The sequence below is a fragment of the Biomaibacter sp. TOL genome, assembly GCF_059717795.1.
This window is the reverse complement of sequence record NZ_AP046092.1, coordinates 3,504,788-3,528,577: the sequence shown is the minus strand read 5'-3', so window position 1 is coordinate 3,528,577 and position 23,790 is coordinate 3,504,788. Positions and strand designations below refer to the sequence as shown.

Sequence of the window (23,790 nt, the reverse complement as noted above, 5' to 3'; positions counted from 1 at the left end):
ATATATCTAATGTATTATCCTCACAAATTCTTAAAATAGCTCTTTTTTTCATACTTTCTATTTGAAATCCAGTATTGCTTGAGGGACATTTCCGACTATAATGGTTTCGGCAATAGGAACATCGGTTTTAACAACCATATTTGAACTTAAAAAAGGCTGCACTATTTTTATTTCGGCGTTTATGTCCAGCATAATGCGATGTCTTGTTTGATTTATTCCCGCTTCCTCAAAAGCTTCGGTTGTATTAACATAAACGGTTCCTACAGGGTATAGTGACACTTTTATTGCGGGGCCAAAATTAGCCAGTATTTTGCTTCCCGTTATCATCCCAAGTGGAATTTTTATCCCATCCATCGTTATTTCCTGAAGTGTCTTAACAACTTCCAAAGTGGTTTCAGTCTCCAGCCGGTTTATTTCTATTGTGTTTACCTGTATTAATGTTATCTGGCCGCTTGTATTTTTGTGAATTGTAATGAGGTCCTTATACTGGACATTATTTTTTATTTTGTCTTTAATAGCTCTATTTATCGCTTCTGTAGCAAGAATCCTCGCTCTTGCTTCCGCTATTGCAAAAATACTGGGAGATAGTTGCCTTTCAATAAAAGTAAAAATGCCGATACAAACAAAGATAAAAGTAATAATTATTGCATAAATATTTATTAAATTGTAACTTTTGCGACGCATATAAAATCTTTTTCTAAACACAAAAATTCCCTCCCACTTATTTTATGCGGGAGAGTAACAATATGTGAATAAATATATCCTATATAAACAAAGTAGTTTCGGTGAAGTTTGAACAATTAAAATTTCCCTTATGATTTTTATTGTGGTATAATATTTTATGCAAGAGGTCAAACCTGGGGGGTAGAGTATGACAAAACATAAAATTAGAATATTGTCGTTTAAGAACATTATACTCACTTTTCTTGTTGTGCTATTTATCGGTTTTGGGGCGGGTCTTGGTTTATTCCTTTCTTATATTAAAGACGCCCCCGCATTCGACCCAAACAAGTTAAAACCCAGTGAAACATCTTTTGTTTATGATAAAGACGGCAAAGTAATAGCTGAACTTCACGGAGAACAAAACAGGGTTCCGGTAAGCATTGATCAGGTCCCCGATTCTTTGAAAAACGCTTTTATAGCTATTGAAGACCAGTATTTTTATCAGCATAAAGGAATAAATATCCGCTCTATTTTTGGAGCTTTATGGTCGGATATTATACATGGCGGTTATCACCGAGGAGCCAGCACTATCACTCAACAACTTGTAAAACTTGCTTTTTTGAGCCCTGAAAAAGCACTAAAGCGCAAAGCTCAGGAAGCATGGCTTGCCATACAATTGGAAAGGCATTATACCAAAGACCAGATTCTGCAATTTTATTTAAATCAGATATATTTCGGCCATTCGGCTTATGGTGTGGAAGCGGCTGCAGAGATTTATTTTGGCAAAAGTGTCGACAAATTGGATCTGGCAGAATCTGCGATGCTGGCGGGTATACCAAAAAGCCCTTCTCTTTATTCTCCCTATATAAATTTTGATAGAGCCAAAGAACGCCAGGAAATAATTCTAAATGCCATGGTGGAAAGAAATTTTATATCCCGCGACGAAGCCGAAAAAGCAAAAAATGAAAAACTTCGTCTGGTAGGATTAAAGAACATAAAAGCCGATTATAAAGCGCCGTACTTTACGGATTATGTAATTCAAGAACTGGCAGCACAATTGCAGAAAGAATTCGGCATGACTGAAGATGAGGCTTATAATAAAATTTATAATGAGGGCTTAAAGATATACACAACCGTTGATATGAATATACAGGAAGCCGCAGAAAAAGCATTGGCGGATCCCAAAAACTATCCCTATTCCAAAGATGATAAAAATGGGAATCCACAACCTCAAGCCGCTGTAGTCGTAATAGACCCCCATACGGGATATATTAAAGCAATGGTCGGCGGAAGGGAACATCAACAAAAGCTCGGTTTCAACCGAGCCTCTCAGGCATTCAGACAGCCTGGTTCCGCTTTTAAGCCTATTGCCGTATATACCGCTGCCATAGACATGGGATATACTGCTTCTACTGTTATCGATGATTCCCCGGTTTCTTACCCTTCCGGTTCAGGAAAAACCTGGACTCCTGAGAATTACACAAGGGATTACAAAGGTTTGACGACCATCAGGACCGCTATCGCCAATTCCGTCAATGTCGTGGCTGTCAAAGTTTTAAAAGATATCGGTATAGATAGAGGCATAGAATATGCACAAAAACTTGGTATCAAAAATCTTGTGCTTTCAGGAAACAGAAACGACCGTCAGCTGACTATTGCCCTGGGAGGTCTGACCAAAGGAGTTACGCCGCTGGAGCTGGCTTCAGCCTACGGAACCTTAGCTAATCATGGTATTCATGTTGAACCTCTGGCCATATTAAAAGTTCTTGATAAGAACGGCAAGGTTTTGATTGAAAACAAAGCTGAACAATGGCCTGCCGTCAGTAAGCAGGTGGCTTTTATTATAACAGATATGTTGCGAAGCGTTGTAAATGAAGGTACGGGCAAAAGACTTGCAAACTTGCCTTTTCCAGTAGCCGGAAAAACAGGTACCACAACGGATAGTAAAGATGTATGGTTTGTCGGATACACTCCGCAGCTTGTCGCAGCGGTTTGGATGGGCCATGACGAACCGGCTCCCATGTCACATGTGGCAGGAGGCTATCAACCCGCTCTTATATGGAAGCAGATCATGACTGTAGCTCAGCAGAACCTCCCTAAACAGAATTTTGTAAAGCCTGATGGAATTGTGGGGCCGATAAATGTATGTATCGATTCGGGTAAACTACCTACAGAATTATGCTATAAAGACCCCAGGGGAGTCAGAGTGCGCGGGGAATATTTTATTAAAGGAACTGAACCTACCTCTTATTGCGATGTACATGTGGAAAAACAAATTGATATTTCGACAGGTCTGCTGGCTACACCAAATTGTCCGCCAGAATTAGTACAAACCAAAGTATTTATTCAAAGACCGCATCCTTATACCGTATCCCCGAAAGGCAAAATACCCCTAGATGCAAAATATGAAGCCCCTTCCGAATACTGCAATGTTCATAGTCTTGGCGAAACTCCGGGTAATTTTCAACCACCGGATGTAAATACATGGAATCCAGAAAACACACAGGAAAATACTCAAGAGAATAAACAAGAAAATATGCAAGAAAACATACAAACACCCTGAAATTATAGAAATATATAAATAAATAGAAGGGAGATTATCCCCTTCTTTTTATTTGTCTTATAACGACTGCGGCAGAAAACCTGACCCCTTGTGGGAGACGCCCGCCGCATAAAGTTTCAAAAAATCTACCGCTTTTATGTCCTGAGCTTTTTACAATGGAATTTAAAATCAAAGATTTTTTATAAATTCATCGGAATCTATTACCACAATACCGTTTTTTAATAAATAGGCGGCGGAAACCCCCATTCCTTCTCTTAATATACCTTTGAATGTTCCGTCATAAATTTTACAACATCCACAAGATGGGCTCCTTGATTTTAATATCGCTTTATCGGCGCCAATCAACCTCGCAAGTTTAAGGGTTTCCTTTGCTCCCTCAAGAAATTTGCGGGTAACATCCTCCCCTTCGGATGTCATAACCCGAGCTATACCTTCAATTACATCAAATCCGTCACCATCTAAAATTTCGGCCGGATATCTCGGAGTCGGCAAACCCCCGGCCTGTTCAGGGCAGATCGGCACAGCCTCCTTTTCTTTGATAAGTTTTTCAAATATGCTGCAATAATTATTTTTTGCGTTGTATTTACAATTGAATCCAGCAAGGCATGCGCTTATCAAATACATTATTTAAATTCCACCACCGTTACTCCCAGACCGCCTTCATCCATATTGCCCGGTCTGAAAAATTTCACTTCCGATTTCTTCTTCAGCATCTCGGTAATACCCTGGCGTAATACTCCGGTACCTTTTCCATGAATTAAATACACGGAGGACATTCCGGCAATAAACGCGTCATCCAGGTATTTGTCCACTCTAATCAGTGCTTCATCAAGAGTAAGACCTCTGAGGTCTATCTGATTCGAAACATTTCTGGCTTTTTCCATTGCCAAACTTGCATATTTCGTCTTTTGAACCGATTGCTTTTCATCATACGTTTTTACGAGGCTTTTTAAAGGAATATTAATCTTCATTACTCCCACCTGGAGCAAAGCCGATTTTTCTGTTTCATCTATGGAAAGAATATAACCTTCCTGGTTCAGCCCCGCAATTCTGACTTTTTCCCCTAGTTTGAATGTTTCATCCTGTTTTTCGGAAATTGTATCTAGTATCTGTGTTTTTGAATTTTTTAGAGATTCGTCGGTTTCTCTCAACCATGCCCTGGTGGTCTCTATTGCTTTGTCGCGTATTTGCCTTGCAGCTTTTTCATCAGCCTCCTTCAGACGGGCGATTATTTGCTCCGCTTCGTTTTCCACTCTCTCCAGCAGTGCTCTGGCCTTTTCCTTTGCTTTTTCCATGATTTTTTCATACTGACGGCGTACTTTTTCTCTTTCCTCTTCAAGTTTTTCCAGTTTCTTCAGGTACTGCCTCCGGAGGGAATCGAGTTCTTTTCTTTCTTCTTCCGCTCTATTTCTTTCCTTTTCTATATGCTTTAATAGATCTTCCATCTTTATATTCTCAGACGCCAAAAAGCCTCTTGCGGAATCAATAATGCTCTGATTGAGACCAAGCCTTTGGGCTATTTCAAAGGCATTGCTCTTCCCCGGTATGCCTATGGTAAGTCTGTAAGTCGGGCTCAATGTCCTTACATCGAATTCAACACAGGCATTTTCTATTCCATCGGTAGAATATGCAAAAGCTTTTAGCTCGCTGTAATGTGTGGTGGCTATTACCTTTGATCCTTTTTCATAAAAGTAACTCAGGATAGCCATAGCCAGAGCGGCGCCTTCGGTAGGATCAGTTCCGGCACCTAGTTCGTCCAATAAAATCAGAGAATTACTGTTGGATTTTTCCACTATTTCCTTGATATTTTTAAGATGGGATGAAAAAGTGCTGAGGCTCTGTTCAATACTCTGTTCATCCCCAATATCTGCAAAAACCTCATCAAAAACAGCAAGTTCGGTGCCTTCATCCGCAGGCACATGAAGCCCTGATTGACTCATCATCGCCATTAAGCCGACAGTTTTCAGGGAAACAGTTTTCCCGCCAGTGTTTGGCCCGGTTATTACTAGAATAGAAAATTTATCCCCCAATATAATATCTATAGGAACTACTTCTCCTTTTAACAGTGGATGCCTTCCTTTTTTAATATTAATATAGCCTCTGTTATTAAAAGACGGCTCCACACCTTTAATCTCTATACTGTAACCCGCTCTGGCCATGATGAAGTCCAGTTTTGCCAGATTGTCTAAAGTATCCGACAAAAAGTCATGGTTCTCCCGTATTTTTAGAGTAAATTCCCATAATATCTTTTCAATTTCTTTTTTTTCTTCGGTTTCCAGTTGAGCAAGTTCATTGTTCATCTGCAAAACCGGCATTGGCTCGATATATAAAGTTGAACCGCTAGAAGACTGATCGTGGACCACCCCCGGCAAAGCTCCTCTAAATTCCTGTTTTACAGGTATGACGTACCTGTCTTTTCGAACAGTGACTATGGGTTCCTGCAGCGCTTTCTGATATTGATGCGAATTGATGATGCTCTCCAGCTTTTCCCTGATTCTCTGGGCCAGAAGCCTTTTTTGTCTTCTTATGGTGCCAAGTTTTACGCTGGCATTGTCCGAAATTTCATCTTCGCTCAATATTGCTTTTTGAATTTTATCTTCAATAGATTGAAACAAATGTAAACCTTGTATAATTTCGTTTAATAGGCTGCAGTTCTCGGGTTTTCGTTCGGCCCACGCGGTTTTTATAAGCCTGGAAGTGCGCATCGTCGATGCAATATCAAGAAGGTCTCTTGGAGCAAGTACCGAACCCAATTTTGCCAATCGCATGGGATTCCTTATATCTTTAAGCCCATCCAGGGGAAAATGAATTCCACTTTTTAATATGGCAACCCCTTCGCTGGTTTCCCGCTGTAACTTTTTTACCGTAAATTCATCGCTGCAGGGTTCCATGTTGAATATAAGCTGCTTTGCCATGGGGGATTTGGCATATTCACTTAAAATCTTCTTTATTTTATCAAACTCAAGGATGGTTTCTACTCTTTTATTCATCTCATCACCTGAAATTTCATCGTTATGAAACTCCTCTGAAATAATGACCATGTGTGAAATTAGGGGTTATTTCTGCCTGATCTATTATCTCGATTTTATTTGTTTTTTTCACATAGGATGATACCAAATAATGAATTCTTTCCGGCGTTTCATCAGCAAGATAAAGCTGCGCCACATTAACATTCGTATCCTTTATTTCTTCAATATAATTTATCATGCAGAGTTCGTCGCAATTATATATGTGTGTCCTATTTTTCTCATCAATTCTAACCGGAAACACTTTCCCGATCCGGTCTTTCATTCCAAAAACATTTTTCACTCTTGATTTTTGAAAATCCAATAAATTATGTTCGCTTACCATAAGAGGTATCCTGCCGTGAATAATGCATTCCGTTTCTATTTCGCTTTTTAACTGTTTTATTTGATTCAGGTTTAGTTCGACAGACAGTATCGCTCTTTTTGCGCCAAGTTTTCCCAGAACATTTAAACTTATAGAATTGAACGCATTAAGGGAAAAGTCCGCCACCACCGCAAAGCCTTTATTTTTTGCCTCATTCAGAACCCCAAGATTCCCCGCAAGAACGCCTGTCACCTTGTTTTTATTGATTTTTTTCAAGGCGGAACATATATGCTCCATTTCATCAGATTTAGTTATTCGTGGAAAAACTAAAAAAAATTCTCGACCGGTATCTTTTATGAATTCGTATGCCTGTTCATAAGTAGAAAGAGTTGCAAAAATGTCTTCCGAACCATAGTATATTATATCCGCTCCGGCCGATAATGCAGCTCTTACGGATTCGGGAGTGTTTACTCTAACGCTCAATTTTAATCGGGATCCCGAATCTGCCGCTTTTTTTTCATAGTAGAAGCGTTCAAGATGTTCTCTCCAGTTTCCGGCCGGAGTTGATTTAATATGTTTATTTATTCTCTGCCGCTCAATGTCTTTGATAGCATTTCTCCGAAGTTCATTTATTACACTAAAGGGCACCATTATGTCATTATCCATTCGGGCAGCAAATTTTCTAAGCTTAAACACTGTATTGCCAAGCCGGTCAACCTGTTCTCTGAGTGTTTTTTCATCAAGTGGTCTGTTTTTTGCCTTTTCTGTAACATAATCGGATCTTTGAATCGATATATTGCCGTCACAGTCGCTAACCCTGATTTCAACGGGGTTTTTATTCTTTGCCGTCACTTCGATATCGACAGGTATCTTTTTTTCGAATAGCGGATCGCAATAGGTCTTCTTTAATTCTTCTAAAATTGCAATATCCGACGTCTTGTATATATGTGTACCTTTTTTTAGCGGCTTTTTGGTTTTTATCTCTATCAGTGTTCCTGCTTTTGCCTCTTTAACCTCTTTTTTATTTACATAAAATCTTGTAACTGTATAGCCAAAGCCTCCATCCCCTCTAACATCAATTCCGTCGCCAGCTCTAAGATCATCTTCCAGCAGGATTTCAATCATGTTCGTTCTGGAATTGTATCCCAAAACCTTCCCTAAAAAAACACCTTTATTTCGGGGAAATTCTGTGTTGATTAACTCTGAGCCCGGGTTTTCAAAATAGTATCCAGTGGTGAAATCCCGGTTGAATATTTGCGCCAATCTTTTTCTATCTTCGGGTTCCACTTTATACTTTAAGGGATTTTCAAAATATTTGTCGACTGCCTTTCTGTAAATAGATGTAACCTGAGCCACATATTCCGGCCTTTTTAACCGACCTTCTATTTTAAAAGAGTCTATTCCCGCCTCAATGAGTTGTGGCAAATGCTCTATTAAGTTGAGGTCTTTTGGACTTAATAAGTGTAACTTTGGGGATAAAGGCCTGCCATCCATATCCACTATTGTGTACGGCAGGCGACACGGTTGAGCGCACAATCCTCTGTTGCCGCTTCTTGCGCCGATGAAACTACTCATAAGGCATTGACCCGAATAACAAAAACACATGGCGCCATGTACAAAGGTTTCAATTTTTAATCCCGTCTTCTCTTTTATTTCTTTTATCTCATCAAGAGAAAGTTCCCGTGCCAGTACAACTCTGTCAAAATTCATCTCCTCCAACAATCTCGCACTTTCCAAATTGTGCACGGTCATTTGAGTGCTGGCATGGACTTGTATATCCTTAAAATTCTTTTTTATAAAATACCCCAGCCCCAGGTCCTGGACTATTATACCGTCAACGCCTATGGAATACAGGAAATCTATAAAATCTCCAGCCTGTTTCATCTCAGAGTCGGACAAAAGAATGTTCACCGTAACGTAGACATTCACCCCTTTTAAATGTGCATATTTACAGGCTGCCTTCAGCTCATTCCTGTCAAAGTTGGCGGCACCCCTTCTGGCGTTAAATTCTTTACCACCGAGGTAGACCGCATCGGCTCCGTTTTCTACAGCAGCCTTTAGAGCTTCGAAACTGCCTGCGGGCGACAATATTTCCGGCGACTTCAACGGACATTCAACTCCTTTATAAGCGTATCAAGCGGCCTGGTATTTACAACGTCATCCTTCTCAAGCCATGCCCTTCGCGCATTCCAGACTCCGAAGCGCATGTCTTTCAGACCTTCTTTTTCGTGGGCGTCGGTGTTGATTGCAATTTTCACGCCCATATCTTTTGCCCGTCTTGCCATCATATCATCCAAATCCAATCGGTCTGGGGAAGAATTTATCTCAAGTATGGTATTTGTGCGGGCCGCAGCCTTCAAAACCAAATCCATATCAACATCGTAAGGGTCCCTTTTCCCAAGCATACGCCCTGTGGGATGAGCAATGATGTCCACATGGGGATTTTCACAGGCTGCTATAATTCGCCTGGTAAGTTTTTCGCGATCCTGCTTGAACCCGCTGTGAATCGATGCTACCACCACGTCGAGTTTGCTCAATATCTCGTCATCAAAATCCATTATTTCATTAGAAAGAATATCCACTTCAATTCCGGAGAGAATCCTGAGTCCTTCTATTTCACTATTCAACTTCTTTATAACTTCCATCTGCTCTCTTAATCGCTTTTCGTCAAGACCTCCAGCTATTTTCAACGATTTGGAATGGTCGGTTATCGCTATATACTCATATCCCATTGATTTGGCGGCCGCAACAATAGCTTCAATGGAATTATTACCGTCGCTCCAGTCGGTATGGACATGAAGATCCCCTTTGATGTCTTGTCTCTCAAGGAGCACGGGAAGTCTGCCTTCCATGGCGGCCTCCAGCTCTCCTCTGTCTTCTCGGAGTTCTGGTACTATATATTGCATTTTTAAAAAATTATAAATTTCTGTTTCACTTTCGGGATAAAATACTTCTCCGTTTTTTTCTTCATAAATGCCATATTCATTCAATTTAAAGCCTTTTTGCTGAAAAATGCTTCTAAGTTTTGCATTGTGTTCTTTGCTGCCTGTAAGATATTGCAATGCGCAATGGAAAAAGCGCGGTTCTACTACCCTCAGGTCTGCCTGTATCCCTAAGTCAAGCCTAACGCTGGCTTTGGTGGAACCTCTGGCGAGAATCTCATTTACGCCGGGGAGCCGCAAAAATCCCTCTATAACATCATCAGGTTTGTTTGACGACGCCAGAATATCAATGTCGCCAATCAATTCTTTTCTCCGCCTTAGACTGCCCGCAATATCAATTTTTTCAACTTCGGGCATGGTCTTCAGCATCGAGACCATATCTTCCGCGAGAGCGAGACCTGTCGACAATAAGGTTTTTCCAGCTTCGCCCCTGAGCATCTTTATACCCTTTAATACGACCTGCTCTGTTTTGACACCCATTCCCGGCAGCGCTCTGAGCCGATGCGATATGGCAGCCTGTTCCAGTTCATCAATAGACGAAATATGCAGAGCATCATATATAATTTTAATTTTTTTAGCGCCAAGTCCCGGAATCCTGAGCATAGCTACAAGGCCCCGAGGAAACTCTTTTTTTAAGTCTTCATAAAAGCGGCATGTCCCTGTGCTCAGTATCTCCCGAATTTTCCCCGATAGAGCCTTTCCTATTCCTTCGATCTCTTCAAGACAACCTTCTTTCACGATATCCTGCAAATCTGCCGGCAGATTGCTTATAACATGGGCGGCTTTGCGGTATGCTCGAACCTTAAAAAAATTCTCTCCTTTGATTTCCAGAATATCCGCTATGTCGGAGAAAATGAAGGCCACTTCAAAATTTTTCATATGAAACTTCAACCTTTCGAATTTTCACTTTCCAGCATGTGTAAGAATTCGTCGTATTCATGTTTTAATTTAAACAGCTCATCAGTTATATTCAGCGCGGCCAGGACCGCTATCCTGGCTGCGCTTAAATTTTGATGGCTCCGTGATAAATCTATCATCTTTTTGTCAACATATGAAGCGACTCCCCTAATATATTCCTCAGAACCAGTTCCCTTTATATAATAATCCTCTCCATTTATCTTGACCTTAATTCTGTTTATTTTTTCAGGAGCCTTCTCCATCCCCAACACCTCGAAAAACTTATTATATCTAATCTAATATTTCCATCGGATTTATTCTCTCAACGTGCCGTTAAATTCTTTCACAAGTTTCTCCCTTATCCTGTCATGGACCCGGTTTATTTCCTCATCTGTCAGCGTCCTATCTTTCGCCCTGTACGTTATTGAAAAAGCCAGGCTTTTGAACCCTTTTTTAATCTGATCGCCCGTATATATGTCAAAAAGTTCCACTTTCTCCACCAGGTCGTTGCCCGTTTCTTTTATCGTCTGAATGATATCCCACGCCGGCAACCTTTCTTCCACTATTATTGCAAGGTCCCTCGACGATGCTGGATATCGAGGCAAATCGGTGAATTTGATATCGGTGGAAGCTTTTTTAATTAGGAGATCTATATCGAGCTCACATATATATACTCTTGAATTTATATCATAATTATCCATTACATCCGGATGAATTTCTCCTGCAACGCCAATTTCCTCTCCGTCAATCAAAACTTGCGCACAGCGGCCCGGATGAAAAGCATAATGCCGATATTGCTCAAACTCATATCGTTTTATTTTCAATATAGCAAACAATGTTTCGATAGTTTTCTTAAGTTCATAGAAATCTGCCTGCTTTCCGCAGAGCCCTATGGTCAGTTTCCTGTTTTCACAGGGCAGTTCTCTCAATGGCAGTTCTTTTGGAATATATACCACTCCTGTTTCATACAACCTGATTTCCTCTATTTTCTGATTAAGGTTATAAACCACCACATCCAGCATATTAGGAATCAATGTGGTCCTCATAATGCTCTGTTCTTCACCCAGAGGATTCATCAAGGTAATCGCCCGCCTCAGGGGACTGTCGGCCGGAGTATTTATCCTGTCAAATACCCTTGGACTTACAAAAGAATATGTGTATATTTCCGAATAACCTAGACCGGTCAAAATCTGTTTTATCGTGTAAGACAACTTTTGAGGAATTTCCACCTTTCCCCGGGTAACATCTCCCTGGGGCAAAGTAGACGGAAGCCTGTCATAACCATATATCCTCCCTACTTCTTCCACCAGATCAGCCTCTCTTGCAATATCGGCCCTGAAAGTGGGAATGATGGCAAACATGCAACCGGAATCCTTTTCTACTTTTATGCCCAGGCGTTTCAGAATATCCAGCATTTCACTCTCAGGGATTTCTGTCCCTAGGGCACGATTTATTTTATCCGGCCGCAAAATAATTTTTCGCGGATTTGCTTTTTCAGGATAAACGTCTATATAACCCTTTACCACCTTGCCTGCTCCCAGTCTTTCGATAAGCTGGCACGCCCGATCCGCAGCCATTTTGCAAATGTTAGGATCCAGACCCTTTTCAAATCTTATTGAAGCCTCAGATCTTAACCCGAGCTTTCTTGAGGTTCTTCTTATGCAGGGGCCAACAAAATTCGCCGATTCCAGCAAAATGCATTTTGTGGATGAATTTATCTCAGATTCTTCCCCGCCCATAACCCCCGCTATACCCACGGGTTTTTTTTCATCGGCAATCACCAGCATATCGTCGGATAGTGGTCTGGATACTCCATCAAGGGTAACAATGCATTCGGAATCCCTGCTCCTTCTCACGATTATGGAATGGCCTTCAAGCTTGTCATAATCAAAGGCGTGAAGCGGCTGGCCCAGCTCAAACATCACATAATTGGTTATATCCACTATATTGTTGATAGATCTTACTCCGCATGCTTGAAGTCTTCTTTGCATCCATAGTGGAGAAGGTCCTACTTTTACATCTTTTACAATCCTTGCCACATAGCGCTTGCATAAATCCGGGGCTTTAATGGTTATCTTTGCCATATCCTCGGCATTTTCTTCGGCTTCCTCTTTTAAAATAATCTCAGGCATTTTCAAATCTATTCTATAAGTGGCTGCGGTTTCACGTGCCATTCCCACAATGCTCAAACAGTCGGGCCGATTAGGGGTAATCTCAAAGTCGATTACGGTGTCTTCCAGTTCTATATACTCTTTTATATTCTTTCCGACAGGAGCGTCTTGCGGCAAAATCATAATTCCGTTTTGCATATCCTCGGGAAGGCCATGATCATCAATACCCAATTCTCCGGCTGAGCAAAGCATTCCATATGAATCCACCCCCCTGAATTTGGTGGCCGATATCCGTTTGCCCCCATGGATTACGGCTCCGTCTAGCGCTACGGGCACCAGGGCCTTTTCCCTTATATTGGTTGCTCCTGTCACAACCTGGATAATCCTATCTCCAATATCGACCTGCACAACCAGCAACTTGTCGGCGTCCTGATGTCTTTCAATTTTTTCAATGCGCCCTATGACTACTTTTTCAATCTCTTTACCAAGTTTCTCTATGCTTTCAACATTTGACCCCGACATTGTCATTCTCTCGGCGAAACTCCTGATTTCTTCATTAATGTTAACATATTCTTTCAACCAGTTCAACGGCACCAGCATCTATATCCCCTCCTAAAACTGCTCTAAAAATCGCAAATTATTTTCATAAAAAAGCCGCATGTCATTTATTCCGTATTTCAGCATCGCAATCCTTTCAATTCCCATGCCAAAAGCAAATCCGTTTACTTTTTCGGGATCATAACCAACATTTTCCAGAACATTTGGATGTACCATGCCGCATCCAAGTATTTCTAACCATCCGGTAAATTTGCAAATTCTGCAGCCTTCACCCTGACATGCTATACATGAAATATCCATCTCCGCACTAGGTTCGGTAAACGGAAAATAATGCGGCCTGAACCTGGCCTTTCTATCTTTTCCGAACATCTCACAAGCAAAAGCCTCCAGTGTTCCTTTAAGGTCTCCCATAGTAATATTTTCGCCAATCGTCAGACCTTCCACCTGGTGAAACATCGGTGAATGAGTGGCATCTACGGCATCCGATCTATAAACCCTCCCGGGAGCTATTATTTTTAGCGGAGGCTTATGTTTTTCCATTGTTCTTATCTGTACCGGAGATGTCTGGGTCCTCAGGAGTATTTCATCAGTAATGTAAAAAGTATCCTGAATATCTCTTGCCGGATGATCTTTGGGAGTATTCAATGCTTCAAAATTATAATAGTCCAGTTCTATTTCAGGGCCTTCCACCACCTCATACCCCAGCCCTATAAATATTTCCCGAATCTCGTCCAGAATCAGAGTAAGCGGGTGTTTGTGGCCAATTACAACTTTTGACGGTATCGTGACATCTATCCATTCTTCTTCCATTTTTTTTGCTTTTAATTGTTGTTTTAACTCATAATTTTTTCGGGAAAACTCCAATTCAATTTCTTCTTTTATCTCATTGGCCAGCTTTCCTATAGCGGGCCTTTCATCCGGAGAAAGTCCTGTTAAGCCTTTCAAAATTTGTGTAAGTTCTCCTTTTTTCCCTAAAAATTTAACTCTCAGTTCATTTAACTCATCCAGATTCTGCGACTGAGCTAAATCTTGAAGCACCCTTTGTTTTAACATAATCAATTCTTCTTTCAATTCATTAACCCTCCTATTCTTAACTAATTCTTAACTAAAAAAGCCTTCATCCCATCAGGGACGAAAGCTTAACTTCCGCGGTACCACCCTTCTTCAGTTTAAATTCTTAAACCCTCTTGTTCTTTAACGGAGAAAATCCGTGGGAGCCTACTACATTCGGCCCCCCTGCTCCGGAGTGAACTTCAGCGGTTTTGCCTTGAGAGAGCTTTCAGTCCGCGACTCTCTCTCCCTGAAAGGCTATCCCGCTTACTCTCTCCCTCACAGCTTTTTATTGTAAAATCAGCTTTTTATAAATAAGGTAAGCCGTAATAGATCCTGTAACCTCAAAAATATTCCAAAAAAAGTCGGCGTTAAGCATAAAACCACGCCCTTTCCAATTGGTTTATCATAATTATAGCACAGCTTCTGGTTATTTACAAGCAAAAGGGCATGTTTTCATTCGCTGTTTAACCGCCTCGAACAAAATGATTCCGTGAGCTATTGAAACATTCAATGACTCCGCCTGGCCCTTCATTGGAATTTTAATCATTTCATCGGATATCCTGTTAATTTCATCAGATACCCCCTCATCCTCTTTGCCCATCACAAGCACCGTCGGACCGGTCATATCAAGTTCATAGTAATATTTTTCAGCCCCAAGATGAGTAGAAACAATTTTACCGCCTTTATTTTTCAACTCTATTAAAGTTGCAATAATATCATCACTTTGAATTAACGGCACATGAAAAATTGAACCCATGGTGGAACGAATCACTTTTGGATTGTAGGCATCGACACAGCCCTTACCAGCTATAACGGCATTAATTCCGGCAGCGTCCGCAGTCCTGATAATGGTGCCCAAATTCCCGGGATCTTTTATTCTGTCAAGGGCGACGATAAAAAAGTTTTCCTTGACATATTCCTTTAGTTCAAAGGACTTCATTCTTATTACCGCCATGATCCCCTGAGGAGTTATTGTATCCGATAGGGAATTAAACAGATCCTCTGAAATCATGTAAAGTTTTAACTGCTGCAATCGTGCAATAAGATTTGAGCTTCTGTCATTATATTTATTTATAAATTTGGTCGATGCCACCACAAATTCAATTATAAAATTGGATTTTATGGCTTCTTCCACCGACCTCAGTCCTTCCACCAGGAAACACCGATCTTTGTCTCGGGCATTCCTGGATATCTTCAGAGCCCTGATAAATTTTATATGTTTTTTAGGAATATCATAGAGTATCATGCTATTTCACCCAGCACCTCGATGCAACTTCTGGGGCCAATCACCAGCAGAGTATCATCCACTTGTAAGACGTCTTCCGGCGATAATATGACTTTGACCTCATTTTGGCGCTTCAATGCCACTATATTTAGATTATATTTCTGGGATAGATTTAATTCCTTAATACTTTTTCCCACCATGATTTTGGGTGCGTTAATTTCAACAAGACAAGCATTCCTGGCAATCTCTATCATATTTAAAATATTTAATGATACAAGACTTTTGGCAATCTTTTCAGCCATATCTTTTTCGGGATAAATTACGGTGGTTGCACCGGTCTTTGAGAGTACTTTCCCATGGAGATCGCTAACCGCTTTTGCTATTATCTTTTTTACTCCCATATCCTTCAGAATAAGAGTGGCCAGAATACTTGCCTGGATATCAAATCCCATGCTAACAATAACACAATCGAAGTTATGAAGCCCCAGGGATTTAAGCGCGTTCTCGTTTGTGGCGTCCGCAATTACCGCATGGGTTGCTGAGGTGGATATTTCTTTTATACGGTTTTCATCCTTATCTATAGCCAGAACTTCATGGCCGAGGCTTAACAAAGTTGATGCGACGGCTGTTCCAAATCTCCCCATTCCTATGATGGCAAATTGTTTAAGCTGCTTCATCGACCCACCTCATACGTGCTTCTCCAGTTTTTCAATATCTTTGTTCTGGCCCACTACCACAAGTATATCCCCTTCCAGAATAATATCATCTGCTTTTGGGGATACAATCACTTCTTCATTTCGTTTAATGGCCATTACATTCAATCCGTGTTTTACCCTCATATCCAGTTCCTTGAGGGATCTGTCGAACCATTCGGGAATAGCGGCAATTTCAACTATGGAAAAATCCGGAGAAAGTTCAATATAATCAAGAATATTAGAAGAAACAAGGTTATGAGCAACGCGCACTCCCATATCCCTTTCTGGAAATACGACCCTGTCGGCGCCTATTTTGTAGAGAACTTTCCCATGAAGTTCGCTCTGAGCTTTTGCCACTACAAATTTTATACCCATTTCTTTCAATATAAGCGTAACCAGTATGCTGGCCTGGATATCCTGGCCGATACTTACTATTCCCACATCAAAATTCCTGACCCCAAGAGCTTTCAATGTGTTTTCGTCAGTTGCATCAGCTTCCACGGCATGAGTAATAGAATCCGACATTGATTGTACAATCTCCTCATTGCTGTCAATTCCCAGCACATCGTAACCAAGATTATACAAAGTTCTGGCAATACTGGACCCGAAACGTCCCAAACCAATGACAACAAATTGTTTCAATCAAACCGCCTCCGTATTTAGCCGACTAAAATTCTTTCTTCCGGATACTTTAATATCGCCTTTTTCTTCCTGCTGCCAAGCGCTAATACCAGAGTCAGAGGACCAACTCTCCCAGCAAACATGGTAAAAATAATTATTAACTTACCTATATTTGAAAGCGCCGGGGTTATACCCAGTGACAATCCAACAGTTCCAAAGGCCGAAGTCGTTTCAAATAAAATCTTTAACAAATCCGCATGTTCGGTTATGGTTAAAAGGAACGAGTTGACAAATACAAGCAACAGAGAAATAACCGCAATAGACACCGCTTTAAAAATATTATCGTGAGGTATCCTTTTTTGATATATTTCTACATCCTCTTTCGACGTAATAACAGTATAAATCATCATTAAAATTGAAGCAAACGTGGATGTTTTTATACCGCCGCCCGTGGAGCCTGGTGACGCTCCGATAAACATAAGAAGAATTGTAATATATTTAGACGGCATTGTCATGTCCGGCAAGTTAATAGTATTAAAACCCGCAGTTCTTGGCGTAACCGACTGAAAAGCAGCAGCCAGGATTTTCCCTAAAGGAGATAGAGAACCCAATGTTTTCATGTTTGAATACTCAAGAATATAATAAGCGACAAAACCCAGAGAAAGCAATGCCGCCGTCGAGGTTAGAACTACTTTAGAATGAAGGCTGAGCTTATGAAAACTCCTCGTTGTGAAAATATCGTACAGAACAGAAAAGCCTAAGCCTCCAAAAATTATCAAACCCATTATAACAATATTGACTAGCGGATCCTCCACGAAAGGCGTAAGACTTCTAAAATTCCCAATCAAGTCAAAACCGGCATTGTTAAAGGCGGACACTGCATGAAAAATCCCGAAATACACTCCTTTAGAAAAGCCGTAAATTCTTGTAAATCGCAGGGAAAGCAGCAGCGCCCCGGTTCCTTCGAATATAATAGTAGTCGCTATTATATATCTAGTAAGTTTTACTACACCGGACAGGGTCCCTTGATTCAGAGCTTCCTGCATGACCAGGCGTTCTCTTAAAGTTATCTTTTTGCCCATAATTAAAAATATTAATGTAGCCATGGTCATTATTCCCAGCCCGCCCATCTGTATTAATGAAAGTATGACCAACTGTCCGAACAGCGAATACTGGGTATAAGTATCCACCACTACCAGCCCGGTGACACATACCGCCGAAGTGGCCGTAAAAAGGGCGTTTATAAATCCCACACTTTGACCGCTACGGGAAGCCACCGGCAAAGCAAGCAGGACAGATCCCATTAGAATCAATGCCGCAAAGCCAAAAGCGAGAATCTGAGTCGGTTTAAAACTTACCCGAAGTCCTAAGAGAAACAGTTTTATTTTGACCGCCCCCAAAAAGTCCAAAAAAGCGACCGAAGCCGCTTTTTACTGGTTGTTGGCTTTAGCTATATTTATAAGCTGTGTAAAACCGCTGCTATCATGGATGGCCATTTCCGATAACATTTTGCGGTTTATCTGAACTCCCGCTTTTTTCAGGCCGTTTATAAATTTGCTGTAAGACATTCCGTTAAGCCTTGCAGCAGCATTTATTCTGGATATCCACAGTTTTCTAAAATCCCTTTTCCTTAGTTTTCTACCAGTATAAGAATAGGCCAATGCTTTGAGCACCGTCTGGTTAGCCGGTCTAAACAGTTTACCTTTTGATCCTCGATATCCTTTTGCCAGCTTTATGATCTTTTTATGTCTCTTACGCGCCGTTACGCCTTTTTTAACTCTTGCCATAATTATCCTCCTTTGGTTTTACATGTACGGTAATACCTTTTTGATTCGTTTATAATCAGCTTTACTTAGAATGGAAGCTTTCCTCAAATGCCTTTTCCTCTTGGAAGTCTTTTTGGTTAAAATATGACTTTTAAAGGCCCTTGCCATTTTAATTTTCCCATTTTTAGTCACTCTAAATCTTTTTGCTGCGCCTCTGTGTGTTTTAATCTTGGGCATGTAATTCACTCCTTAGCTTTGTTTTGTTTTGGTGATAAAACCATAACCATATTTCTACCCTCTATAAGGGGTTGTTTTTCTATAAAGCCAAATTCTTCTACACTATCCGCCATTTTCCTCAATACTTCTTCACCAAGTTTTGTATGAGTTATTTCTCTGCCTCGAAACTTAATCGTAACTTTTACTTTGTCTCCATCTTTAAGGAACCTCTGTGCATTCCTTACCCTCACCTGGAAGTCATGCTCTTCTATATTCGGATTCATCCGGATTTCTTTGATATTAATTATCTTCTGGTTCTTTCGAGCTTCTTTTTCCCTCTTGCTCTGCTCGTATTTAAATTTACCGTAATCCATTATCTTGCATACCGGCGGTTTTGCGTCGGGTACGATTTTAACTAAATCCAATTGTGCTTCCTGAGCGTGACGCAGGGCCTCTTTCAACGACATTATTCCAATCTGTTGTCCATTGGAATCAATCACCCTTACTTCCTTTGCTTTTATTTCATGATTTACCTGTATCTCTTTTTCTTTGCTAATACTATTCACCTCCACCATAATTAAATAAAAAAGGACAGGAAGATTCACCCGTCCTGTTAGTCCAGAACATAAACCTTATCAGCTTTCGCCATAAGGTGAGAAGTAAATCTTCTTCTTTATAAATCAAAATATAAAATTATCAATGGTTAATATATCATATAAGGCTTATACTGTCAATTAAAATCTAATTGAAATCAATTGAAATCCACTAAAACCATCTCTTCTGCTACTGTTTGTTTTTTTCTTTTTGCTTGACCTCGGCAATAAAATCTTCAATATTTTTAGAACCAATATCTCCGGCTTCTCTTTGCCGCACCGAGACACTGCCGTCTGCAGTTTCTTTATCGCCTACTATTAGCATGTACGGTAATTTTTGCATTTGTGCTTCCCTTATCTTATACCCGATTTTTTCGTTTCTTTCATCAAGCTCTACCCTTATATCCGCTTCCTCAAGTTTGTTTTTCACCTCTTTTGCGTAATCCATGTGCTTTTCACTGATGGGAAGAATTTTTACCTGCACGGGTGAAAGCCATACTGGAAACGCTCCGGCATAGTGCTCTATCAATATTCCTATGAAGCGTTCTAAGCTACCGAATATGACTCTGTGAATCATGACCGGACGGTGCCTTTCGCCATCGGGGCCTATATATGTCAGGTCAAATTTCTCCGGCATCTGAAAGTCCAGTTGAATGGTGCCGCACTGCCAGGTACGTCCGATGCTGTCCTTCAAATGGAAGTCAATCTTAGGACCATAAAATGCTCCATCGCCTTCATTTATTTTATATGGTAGCCCTTTTTTATCCAGCGCATTCTTTAAGGCTTGTGTAGCCTTTTCCCATAGTTCGTCGGAGCCCATAGAGTTTTCAGGCCTTGTGGAAAGTTCCACATGGTATTTGAAACCGAAAATATTATAGAAATAATCCACCAGGTCTATAACCCCGATTATTTCCCTTTCTATCTGCGATGGCATCATAAAGATATGAGCGTCATCCTGCGTAAAGCATCTTACCCTCATTAAGCCATGCAGTACGCCTGAAAGTTCATGCCTGTGGACCAAACCCAGTTCCCCAAGTCTGAGGGGCAGTTCCCTGTAACTGTGGACATCGGTCTTGTAAAGCAGAATGCCCCCGGGACAATTCATGGGTTTTACCGCATAATCCTCTTCGTCTATTTTTGTAAAGTACATGTTTTCTTTGTAATGGTCCCAGTGTCCGGACATTCTCCACAATTTTTCACTTAAAATGATTGGGGTCTTTATCTCGAGATATCCTCTTTTTCTATGCTCTCTTCTCCAAAAATCGGTGAGAATATTCCATAATACCATGCCCTTCGGATGGAAAAAGGGAAAACCGGGGCCTTCCTCATGCATACTGAAAATTCCCAGTTCCCTGCCGAGCTTCCTGTGGTCCCGCTTTTTCGCCTCTTCTATTCTGGTTAGATATTCGTCCAGCATGGACTTTTTAGGGAAAGAGATACCATATATCCTCTGGAGCATCTTGTTGTGTTCATCGCCCCTCCAGTATGCTCCGGCAAGGCTCGTCAACTTGAATGCCTTTATTCTGCCGGTGGCGGGAATATGCGGTCCTGCACACAAATCAATAAATTCGCCCTGCTGGTAAAAGCTTATATCGACATCCTCAGGCAAGTCCCGGAGGAGTTCAATTTTATAAGGTTCATCCATTTCCATCAATTTTTTAACGGCTTCTTCACGGCTTATATCCATACGCTTGAAGGAATAATTTTCGGATATAATTTTTTCCATTTCTTTTTCAATTTTCTCCAGATCCTGGGGCGTAAAGCTCTCATCTCTGTCAAAATCATAATAAAAACCTTCCTCTATGGCCGGCCCTATTGTAAGCTTTGCTTCGGGAAACAATCGTTTCACCGCCTGTGCCATCACATGTGATGTGCTGTGCCAGAATGTGCGTTTTCCTTCTTCATCCTCAAAAGTAAGAAATTCAACGGTGCAATCATTATCGATTTTGCAATCTAGATCAACAACGACGCCGTTCAGTTTTGCCGCAAGGGCCTCTTTTGCCAGTTTTACGTTTAGATCCTGCGCAATCTCAAGAGGTGTTATCCCTCTGGGATATGTTTTTTGTTCTCCTCTGAAATTTACTTTTACCTGTTCCATAAACGACCCTTCCTTTTGTATTTTTTCATAAAGTAAAGCCTCTCGTGTAATAAAGGGACGAGAGGCTTTCCCGTGGTTCCACCCTGATTTAGACTCATTATGCTTTAAGGCTGCAAGCCAAAAACTCCGAGGTGGTTTTCAACTTACTATTCCCAGGGTTTTCGCAGCTTTCGACCCCTCTCTTGGGGAAATCATAAGTTTACTCTTCTCTTCATAGTTTTGTTTATTTAATTTTTTTTATTATAATTCTGTGAGTATGTATTTGTCAAGTTAAATCATCTTAAAAAGCTCAAGTAATAAGACGCCACCGCCTGAATCAAGCCCACAATAAAGCCTATTATACCTCCAAGAATTTCGATTTGTTTCAATTCTTTTTTTGACAATCGTATGATAATGTCTTCTAATTGTTCCAGATTCATGGAGTTTAATTTTTCTTCTACCATGGTTTTTAAATCAAATTCATTTTTGGCTTTTTCCATTAAGATTCCTTTAAGCCGGTCAAAAATTGTTCCACCGTGACGGTCTATGGCTTCTCCAAGATAATCAGAAATTGCGTTTCTGAACCCTGCAGGAAAAAATGCCGGTAATTTTTCACAGGACTTTTCTATTGCAAGATTTTTTATATATAAAATGAGCTGTTTTTTAATCTTTTCTGAAGTGAATCTGTTTACTATCTCATCAGGTGACAATATTTCTTTCTCAAGAGTTTCCCCAATATTTTTCGAAATATCGAACCTTCTTTTTGGTATCAGACCCTGTATTTCTATCCCTGTCAACGGTATTTTAATGGGTTTCAACGGTCTGAAAATTAGTTTTACAGCCAGTAAATTGGTGCTCCATCCTATAAAAGCCCCTAATAACGGCATCAAAACAAATTGAATATAATTCATTAAAACCACCATTGCTAATTTCCACTAAATAATTCGATAAAACAGACAGCATAATCAATATAACACATATTTATAAAAATATCCAGAAAAAAGAAGCCTGGTCGCTCCTTATTTTGTCTCCAACGGTTTTGGCTCGGAACAAATCTCGCAATTTGTGCAAAAAGAGATTCTTTCTTCGAATATATTATATAAAGCATTTATTACTTCTATTTTTTCTTTTCCTTTAAAACCGTGAATAATAATCTTTTTTGGCGCCATATTAATCAAAGTACTAACCAGAATGTCATCTAAATTTACATCCGGATTTTCCCGAGCAATCATATTCATACTCTCATCTTTTTCAATTAGATTCATTTTTTCATCAAAAAGATAAAATTCCCCACCGCGCAGAATTACATTGACCAGATCTTTTTTGGGCTCCTGAAGGTCTACAAAATATCTTAACAGTTTTATAAATTCCCTGTATTCCTTATCCATCAGATATTCGTCTATAGCTTTATCAACTGCTTCTTCAAGTTCATCCATATAATCTTTCAATCGGAAATTAATAAAACCATCCAGGATAATAATGCTGCTGGTGTTTAAATAGTCTATTATTTTATGTAACACAAAAGTTTTACGCTTTATCTGGTATAGTAAGTTTTGTTTTCCGCAAGTTTCATTGAAGTTCAATATATTCCGGGAAAATTCATAAATTCTATTTTGTTCATTTGCATTAAAATAAAAATAGTTGTCTTTTATGATTTTCTTGATCAACTTTGGCTCCCAGAAATTTATTATCACATCCGAGATGGCATTGGCCACACAATAAAAAAACATACTTTTTAAATCTTGATAATTGCCTTTTAACAATACATAGTCGTCGACATGGCAATAATAATACATTATGCCATCATTGCCGGATTTTTTCAAAATTATCTCAAGACCTTCATCTTTAAGAATATCAAATTCCAACTTCAATCTATCTTCAAATCCGTCGACAGGTTCAATAATGCCGATCGATAATAATTGCACGGAACCACTCCCTTTCTTTGTAAATATTATATGTCTATGGCTTATACCATATACAAAAAACTCAAGGGAGCTTTTCCAATAATTAGGTAAAAAAATTACTTGCTTTTTGCAAGTAAAAAAATGGTGGGCGCTGTAAGGATTGAACTTACGACCCCTTCCGCGTCAAGGAAGTGCTCTCCCACTGAGCTAAGCGCCCACATCTCTGGTGCCGGGAACCGGAATCGAACCGGTATGGGTATTTCTACCCGCAGGATTTTAAGTCCTGTGCGTCTGCCTGTTCCGCCACCCCGGCTAGCATTTATATGGAGGCGGCACCCAGATTCGAACTGGGGGTAAAGGTTTTGCAGACCTCTGCCTTACCACTTGGCTATGCCGCCGTAAGATACAAAATGGAGCGGAAGACGGGATTTGAACCCGCGACCCTCGCCTTGGCAAGGCGATGCTCTACCACTGAGCCACTTCCGCATAACCTATGGTGCCTTGGGGCGGAATCGAACCACCGACACGAGGATTTTCAGTCCTCTGCTCTACCGACTGAGCTACCAAGGCTCAAAT

20 protein-coding genes, 5 tRNA genes and 2 other annotated features are annotated in these 23,790 nt (G+C 40.4%); of the genes, 1 reads left to right on the top strand and 24 read right to left on the bottom strand.

What is annotated here, in order from left to right; genetic code table 11:
* Positions 1–57 precede the first annotated feature (57 nt).
* Positions 58–705, bottom strand: coding sequence for a sporulation protein YunB (yunB, locus tag AC6I1H_RS17360; protein WP_497738763.1), 648 nt, complete (start codon positions 703–705; stop codon positions 58–60).
* Between the two features lie 166 nt (positions 706–871).
* Between yunB and AC6I1H_RS17355 the strand changes: the two genes are divergently transcribed.
* On the top strand, positions 872–3,226 hold the full coding sequence (locus tag AC6I1H_RS17355; RefSeq protein WP_497738762.1) for a transglycosylase domain-containing protein: 2,355 nt from the start codon (positions 872–874) through the stop codon (positions 3,224–3,226).
* 168 nt (positions 3,227–3,394) lie between these two features.
* On the opposite strand, the gene AC6I1H_RS17350 is transcribed toward AC6I1H_RS17355, so the two are convergent.
* The 23 genes from AC6I1H_RS17350 to AC6I1H_RS17240 all read right to left on the bottom strand — a co-directional run bounded on the left by AC6I1H_RS17350 (position 3,395) and on the right by AC6I1H_RS17240 (position 23,784).
* Positions 3,395–3,850: a 2-thiouracil desulfurase family protein gene (locus AC6I1H_RS17350; protein ID WP_497738761.1), complete on the bottom strand. Its 456-nt coding sequence runs from the start codon at positions 3,848–3,850 to the stop codon at positions 3,395–3,397.
* Positions 3,850–6,216, bottom strand: a complete 2,367-nt coding sequence (locus AC6I1H_RS17345) for an endonuclease MutS2 (RefSeq protein WP_497738760.1) — start codon at positions 6,214–6,216, stop codon at positions 3,850–3,852. Before AC6I1H_RS17345 ends, AC6I1H_RS17350 begins: the two co-directional genes overlap by 1 nt.
* A 22-nt stretch (positions 6,217–6,238) precedes the next feature.
* Positions 6,239–8,662, bottom strand: a complete 2,424-nt coding sequence (locus tag AC6I1H_RS17340) for a U32 family peptidase (RefSeq protein WP_497738759.1) — start codon at positions 8,660–8,662, stop codon at positions 6,239–6,241.
* Complete coding sequence (polX, locus tag AC6I1H_RS17335) at positions 8,659–10,377, bottom strand: DNA polymerase/3'-5' exonuclease PolX (protein WP_497738758.1); 1,719 nt, start codon at positions 10,375–10,377, stop codon at positions 8,659–8,661. Before polX ends, AC6I1H_RS17340 begins: the two co-directional genes overlap by 4 nt.
* 8 nt (positions 10,378–10,385) lie before the next feature.
* Positions 10,386–10,658 (bottom strand): cell division protein ZapA, encoded by a 273-nt coding sequence (locus AC6I1H_RS17330; RefSeq protein WP_497738756.1) that lies wholly within the window; start codon positions 10,656–10,658, stop codon positions 10,386–10,388.
* A gap of 51 nt (positions 10,659–10,709) precedes the next feature.
* A complete protein-coding gene (gene pheT, locus AC6I1H_RS17325; protein ID WP_497738755.1) occupies positions 10,710–13,106 on the bottom strand; it encodes a phenylalanine--tRNA ligase subunit beta in 2,397 nt (798 codons plus the stop codon).
* Positions 13,107–13,118: 12 nt separating this feature from the next.
* Positions 13,119–14,135 (bottom strand): phenylalanine--tRNA ligase subunit alpha, encoded by a 1,017-nt coding sequence (gene pheS / locus AC6I1H_RS17320; protein ID WP_497738754.1) that lies wholly within the window; start codon positions 14,133–14,135, stop codon positions 13,119–13,121.
* Between the two features lie 53 nt (positions 14,136–14,188).
* Positions 14,189–14,406 (bottom strand) — a binding site (T-box leader).
* Positions 14,404–14,493 (bottom strand): YqzL family protein, encoded by a 90-nt coding sequence (locus AC6I1H_RS17315; RefSeq protein WP_497738753.1) that lies wholly within the window; start codon positions 14,491–14,493, stop codon positions 14,404–14,406. (Overlaps the previous feature by 3 nt.)
* A gap of 51 nt (positions 14,494–14,544) precedes the next feature.
* A complete protein-coding gene (gene rlmB / locus AC6I1H_RS17310) occupies positions 14,545–15,363 on the bottom strand; it encodes a 23S rRNA (guanosine(2251)-2'-O)-methyltransferase RlmB (protein ID WP_497738752.1) in 819 nt (272 codons plus the stop codon).
* On the bottom strand, positions 15,360–16,019 hold the full coding sequence (locus tag AC6I1H_RS17305) for a potassium channel family protein (RefSeq protein ID WP_497738751.1): 660 nt from the start codon (positions 16,017–16,019) through the stop codon (positions 15,360–15,362). The genes rlmB and AC6I1H_RS17305 overlap by 4 nt, the downstream gene beginning before the upstream one ends.
* Positions 16,020–16,028: 9 nt before the next feature.
* Positions 16,029–16,679 carry a potassium channel family protein gene (locus AC6I1H_RS17300; RefSeq protein WP_497738750.1) on the bottom strand — a complete coding sequence of 217 codons (651 nt, stop codon included), beginning with the start codon at positions 16,677–16,679 and terminating at the stop codon, positions 16,029–16,031.
* 17 nt (positions 16,680–16,696) lie between these two features.
* The gene (locus AC6I1H_RS17295) at positions 16,697–18,067 is read right to left on the bottom strand and encodes a TrkH family potassium uptake protein (RefSeq protein WP_497738749.1); all 1,371 of its coding nucleotides are present in this window, start codon (positions 18,065–18,067) and stop codon (positions 16,697–16,699) included.
* Positions 18,068–18,088: 21 nt separating this feature from the next.
* Positions 18,089–18,445 (bottom strand): 50S ribosomal protein L20, encoded by a 357-nt coding sequence (rplT, locus tag AC6I1H_RS17290; protein WP_497738748.1) that lies wholly within the window; start codon positions 18,443–18,445, stop codon positions 18,089–18,091.
* A gap of 18 nt (positions 18,446–18,463) precedes the next feature.
* The gene (rpmI, locus tag AC6I1H_RS17285) at positions 18,464–18,661 is read right to left on the bottom strand and encodes a 50S ribosomal protein L35 (protein WP_497738747.1); all 198 of its coding nucleotides are present in this window, start codon (positions 18,659–18,661) and stop codon (positions 18,464–18,466) included.
* A 5-nt stretch (positions 18,662–18,666) separates the two neighbouring features.
* Positions 18,667–19,215 (bottom strand): translation initiation factor IF-3, encoded by a 549-nt coding sequence (gene infC, locus AC6I1H_RS17280; RefSeq protein ID WP_497740852.1) that lies wholly within the window; start codon positions 19,213–19,215, stop codon positions 18,667–18,669.
* A 208-nt stretch (positions 19,216–19,423) separates the two neighbouring features.
* Complete coding sequence (thrS, locus tag AC6I1H_RS17275) at positions 19,424–21,331, bottom strand: threonine--tRNA ligase (protein ID WP_497738746.1); 1,908 nt, start codon at positions 21,329–21,331, stop codon at positions 19,424–19,426.
* 50 nt (positions 21,332–21,381) lie between these two features.
* Positions 21,382–21,555, bottom strand: a binding site (T-box leader).
* Positions 21,556–21,606: 51 nt separating this feature from the next.
* Positions 21,607–22,221, bottom strand: coding sequence for a DUF445 domain-containing protein (locus AC6I1H_RS17270; RefSeq protein ID WP_497738745.1), 615 nt, complete (start codon positions 22,219–22,221; stop codon positions 21,607–21,609).
* 108 nt (positions 22,222–22,329) lie between these two features.
* On the bottom strand, positions 22,330–23,235 hold the full coding sequence (gene ytxC, locus AC6I1H_RS17265) for a putative sporulation protein YtxC (RefSeq protein ID WP_497738744.1): 906 nt from the start codon (positions 23,233–23,235) through the stop codon (positions 22,330–22,332).
* A 121-nt stretch (positions 23,236–23,356) separates the two neighbouring features.
* Positions 23,357–23,431: transfer RNA gene (locus AC6I1H_RS17260), tRNA-Val, on the bottom strand.
* Between the two features lie 7 nt (positions 23,432–23,438).
* Positions 23,439–23,527 (bottom strand) — tRNA-Leu (locus AC6I1H_RS17255).
* An 11-nt stretch (positions 23,528–23,538) separates the two neighbouring features.
* Positions 23,539–23,612 (bottom strand) — tRNA-Cys (locus AC6I1H_RS17250).
* Between the two features lie 13 nt (positions 23,613–23,625).
* Positions 23,626–23,700, bottom strand: a tRNA-Gly gene (locus AC6I1H_RS17245).
* Positions 23,701–23,708: 8 nt separating this feature from the next.
* Positions 23,709–23,784 (bottom strand) — tRNA-Phe (locus tag AC6I1H_RS17240).
* Between the last annotated feature and the right edge of the window lie 6 nt (positions 23,785–23,790).

Bases quoted from the DNA above. Each gene is read 5' to 3' on its own strand.
- pheT (WP_497738755.1), bottom strand. From the start codon at position 13,106: ATGCTGGTGCCGTTGAACTGGTTGAAAGAATATGTTAACATTAATGAA.
- rpmI (WP_497738747.1), bottom strand. From the start codon at position 18,661: ATGCCCAAGATTAAAACACACAGAGGCGCAGCAAAAAGATTTAGAGTG.
- AC6I1H_RS17305 (WP_497738751.1), bottom strand. From the start codon at position 16,019: ATGAAGCAGCTTAAACAATTTGCCATCATAGGAATGGGGAGATTTGGA.
- rplT (WP_497738748.1), bottom strand. From the start codon at position 18,445: ATGGCAAGAGTTAAAAAAGGCGTAACGGCGCGTAAGAGACATAAAAAG.
- AC6I1H_RS17330 (WP_497738756.1), bottom strand. From the start codon at position 10,658: ATGGAGAAGGCTCCTGAAAAAATAAACAGAATTAAGGTCAAGATAAAT.
- AC6I1H_RS17270 (WP_497738745.1), bottom strand. From the start codon at position 22,221: ATGAATTATATTCAATTTGTTTTGATGCCGTTATTAGGGGCTTTTATA.
- infC (WP_497740852.1), bottom strand. From the start codon at position 19,215: ATGGTGGAGGTGAATAGTATTAGCAAAGAAAAAGAGATACAGGTAAAT.
- AC6I1H_RS17355 (WP_497738762.1), top strand. From the start codon at position 872: ATGACAAAACATAAAATTAGAATATTGTCGTTTAAGAACATTATACTC.
- polX (WP_497738758.1), bottom strand. From the start codon at position 10,377: ATGAAAAATTTTGAAGTGGCCTTCATTTTCTCCGACATAGCGGATATT.
- rlmB (WP_497738752.1), bottom strand. From the start codon at position 15,363: ATGATACTCTATGATATTCCTAAAAAACATATAAAATTTATCAGGGCT.
- thrS (WP_497738746.1), bottom strand. From the start codon at position 21,331: ATGGAACAGGTAAAAGTAAATTTCAGAGGAGAACAAAAAACATATCCC.
- AC6I1H_RS17315 (WP_497738753.1), bottom strand. From the start codon at position 14,493: ATGCTTAACGCCGACTTTTTTTGGAATATTTTTGAGGTTACAGGATCT.
- AC6I1H_RS17345 (WP_497738760.1), bottom strand. From the start codon at position 6,216: ATGAATAAAAGAGTAGAAACCATCCTTGAGTTTGATAAAATAAAGAAG.
- AC6I1H_RS17350 (WP_497738761.1), bottom strand. From the start codon at position 3,850: ATGTATTTGATAAGCGCATGCCTTGCTGGATTCAATTGTAAATACAAC.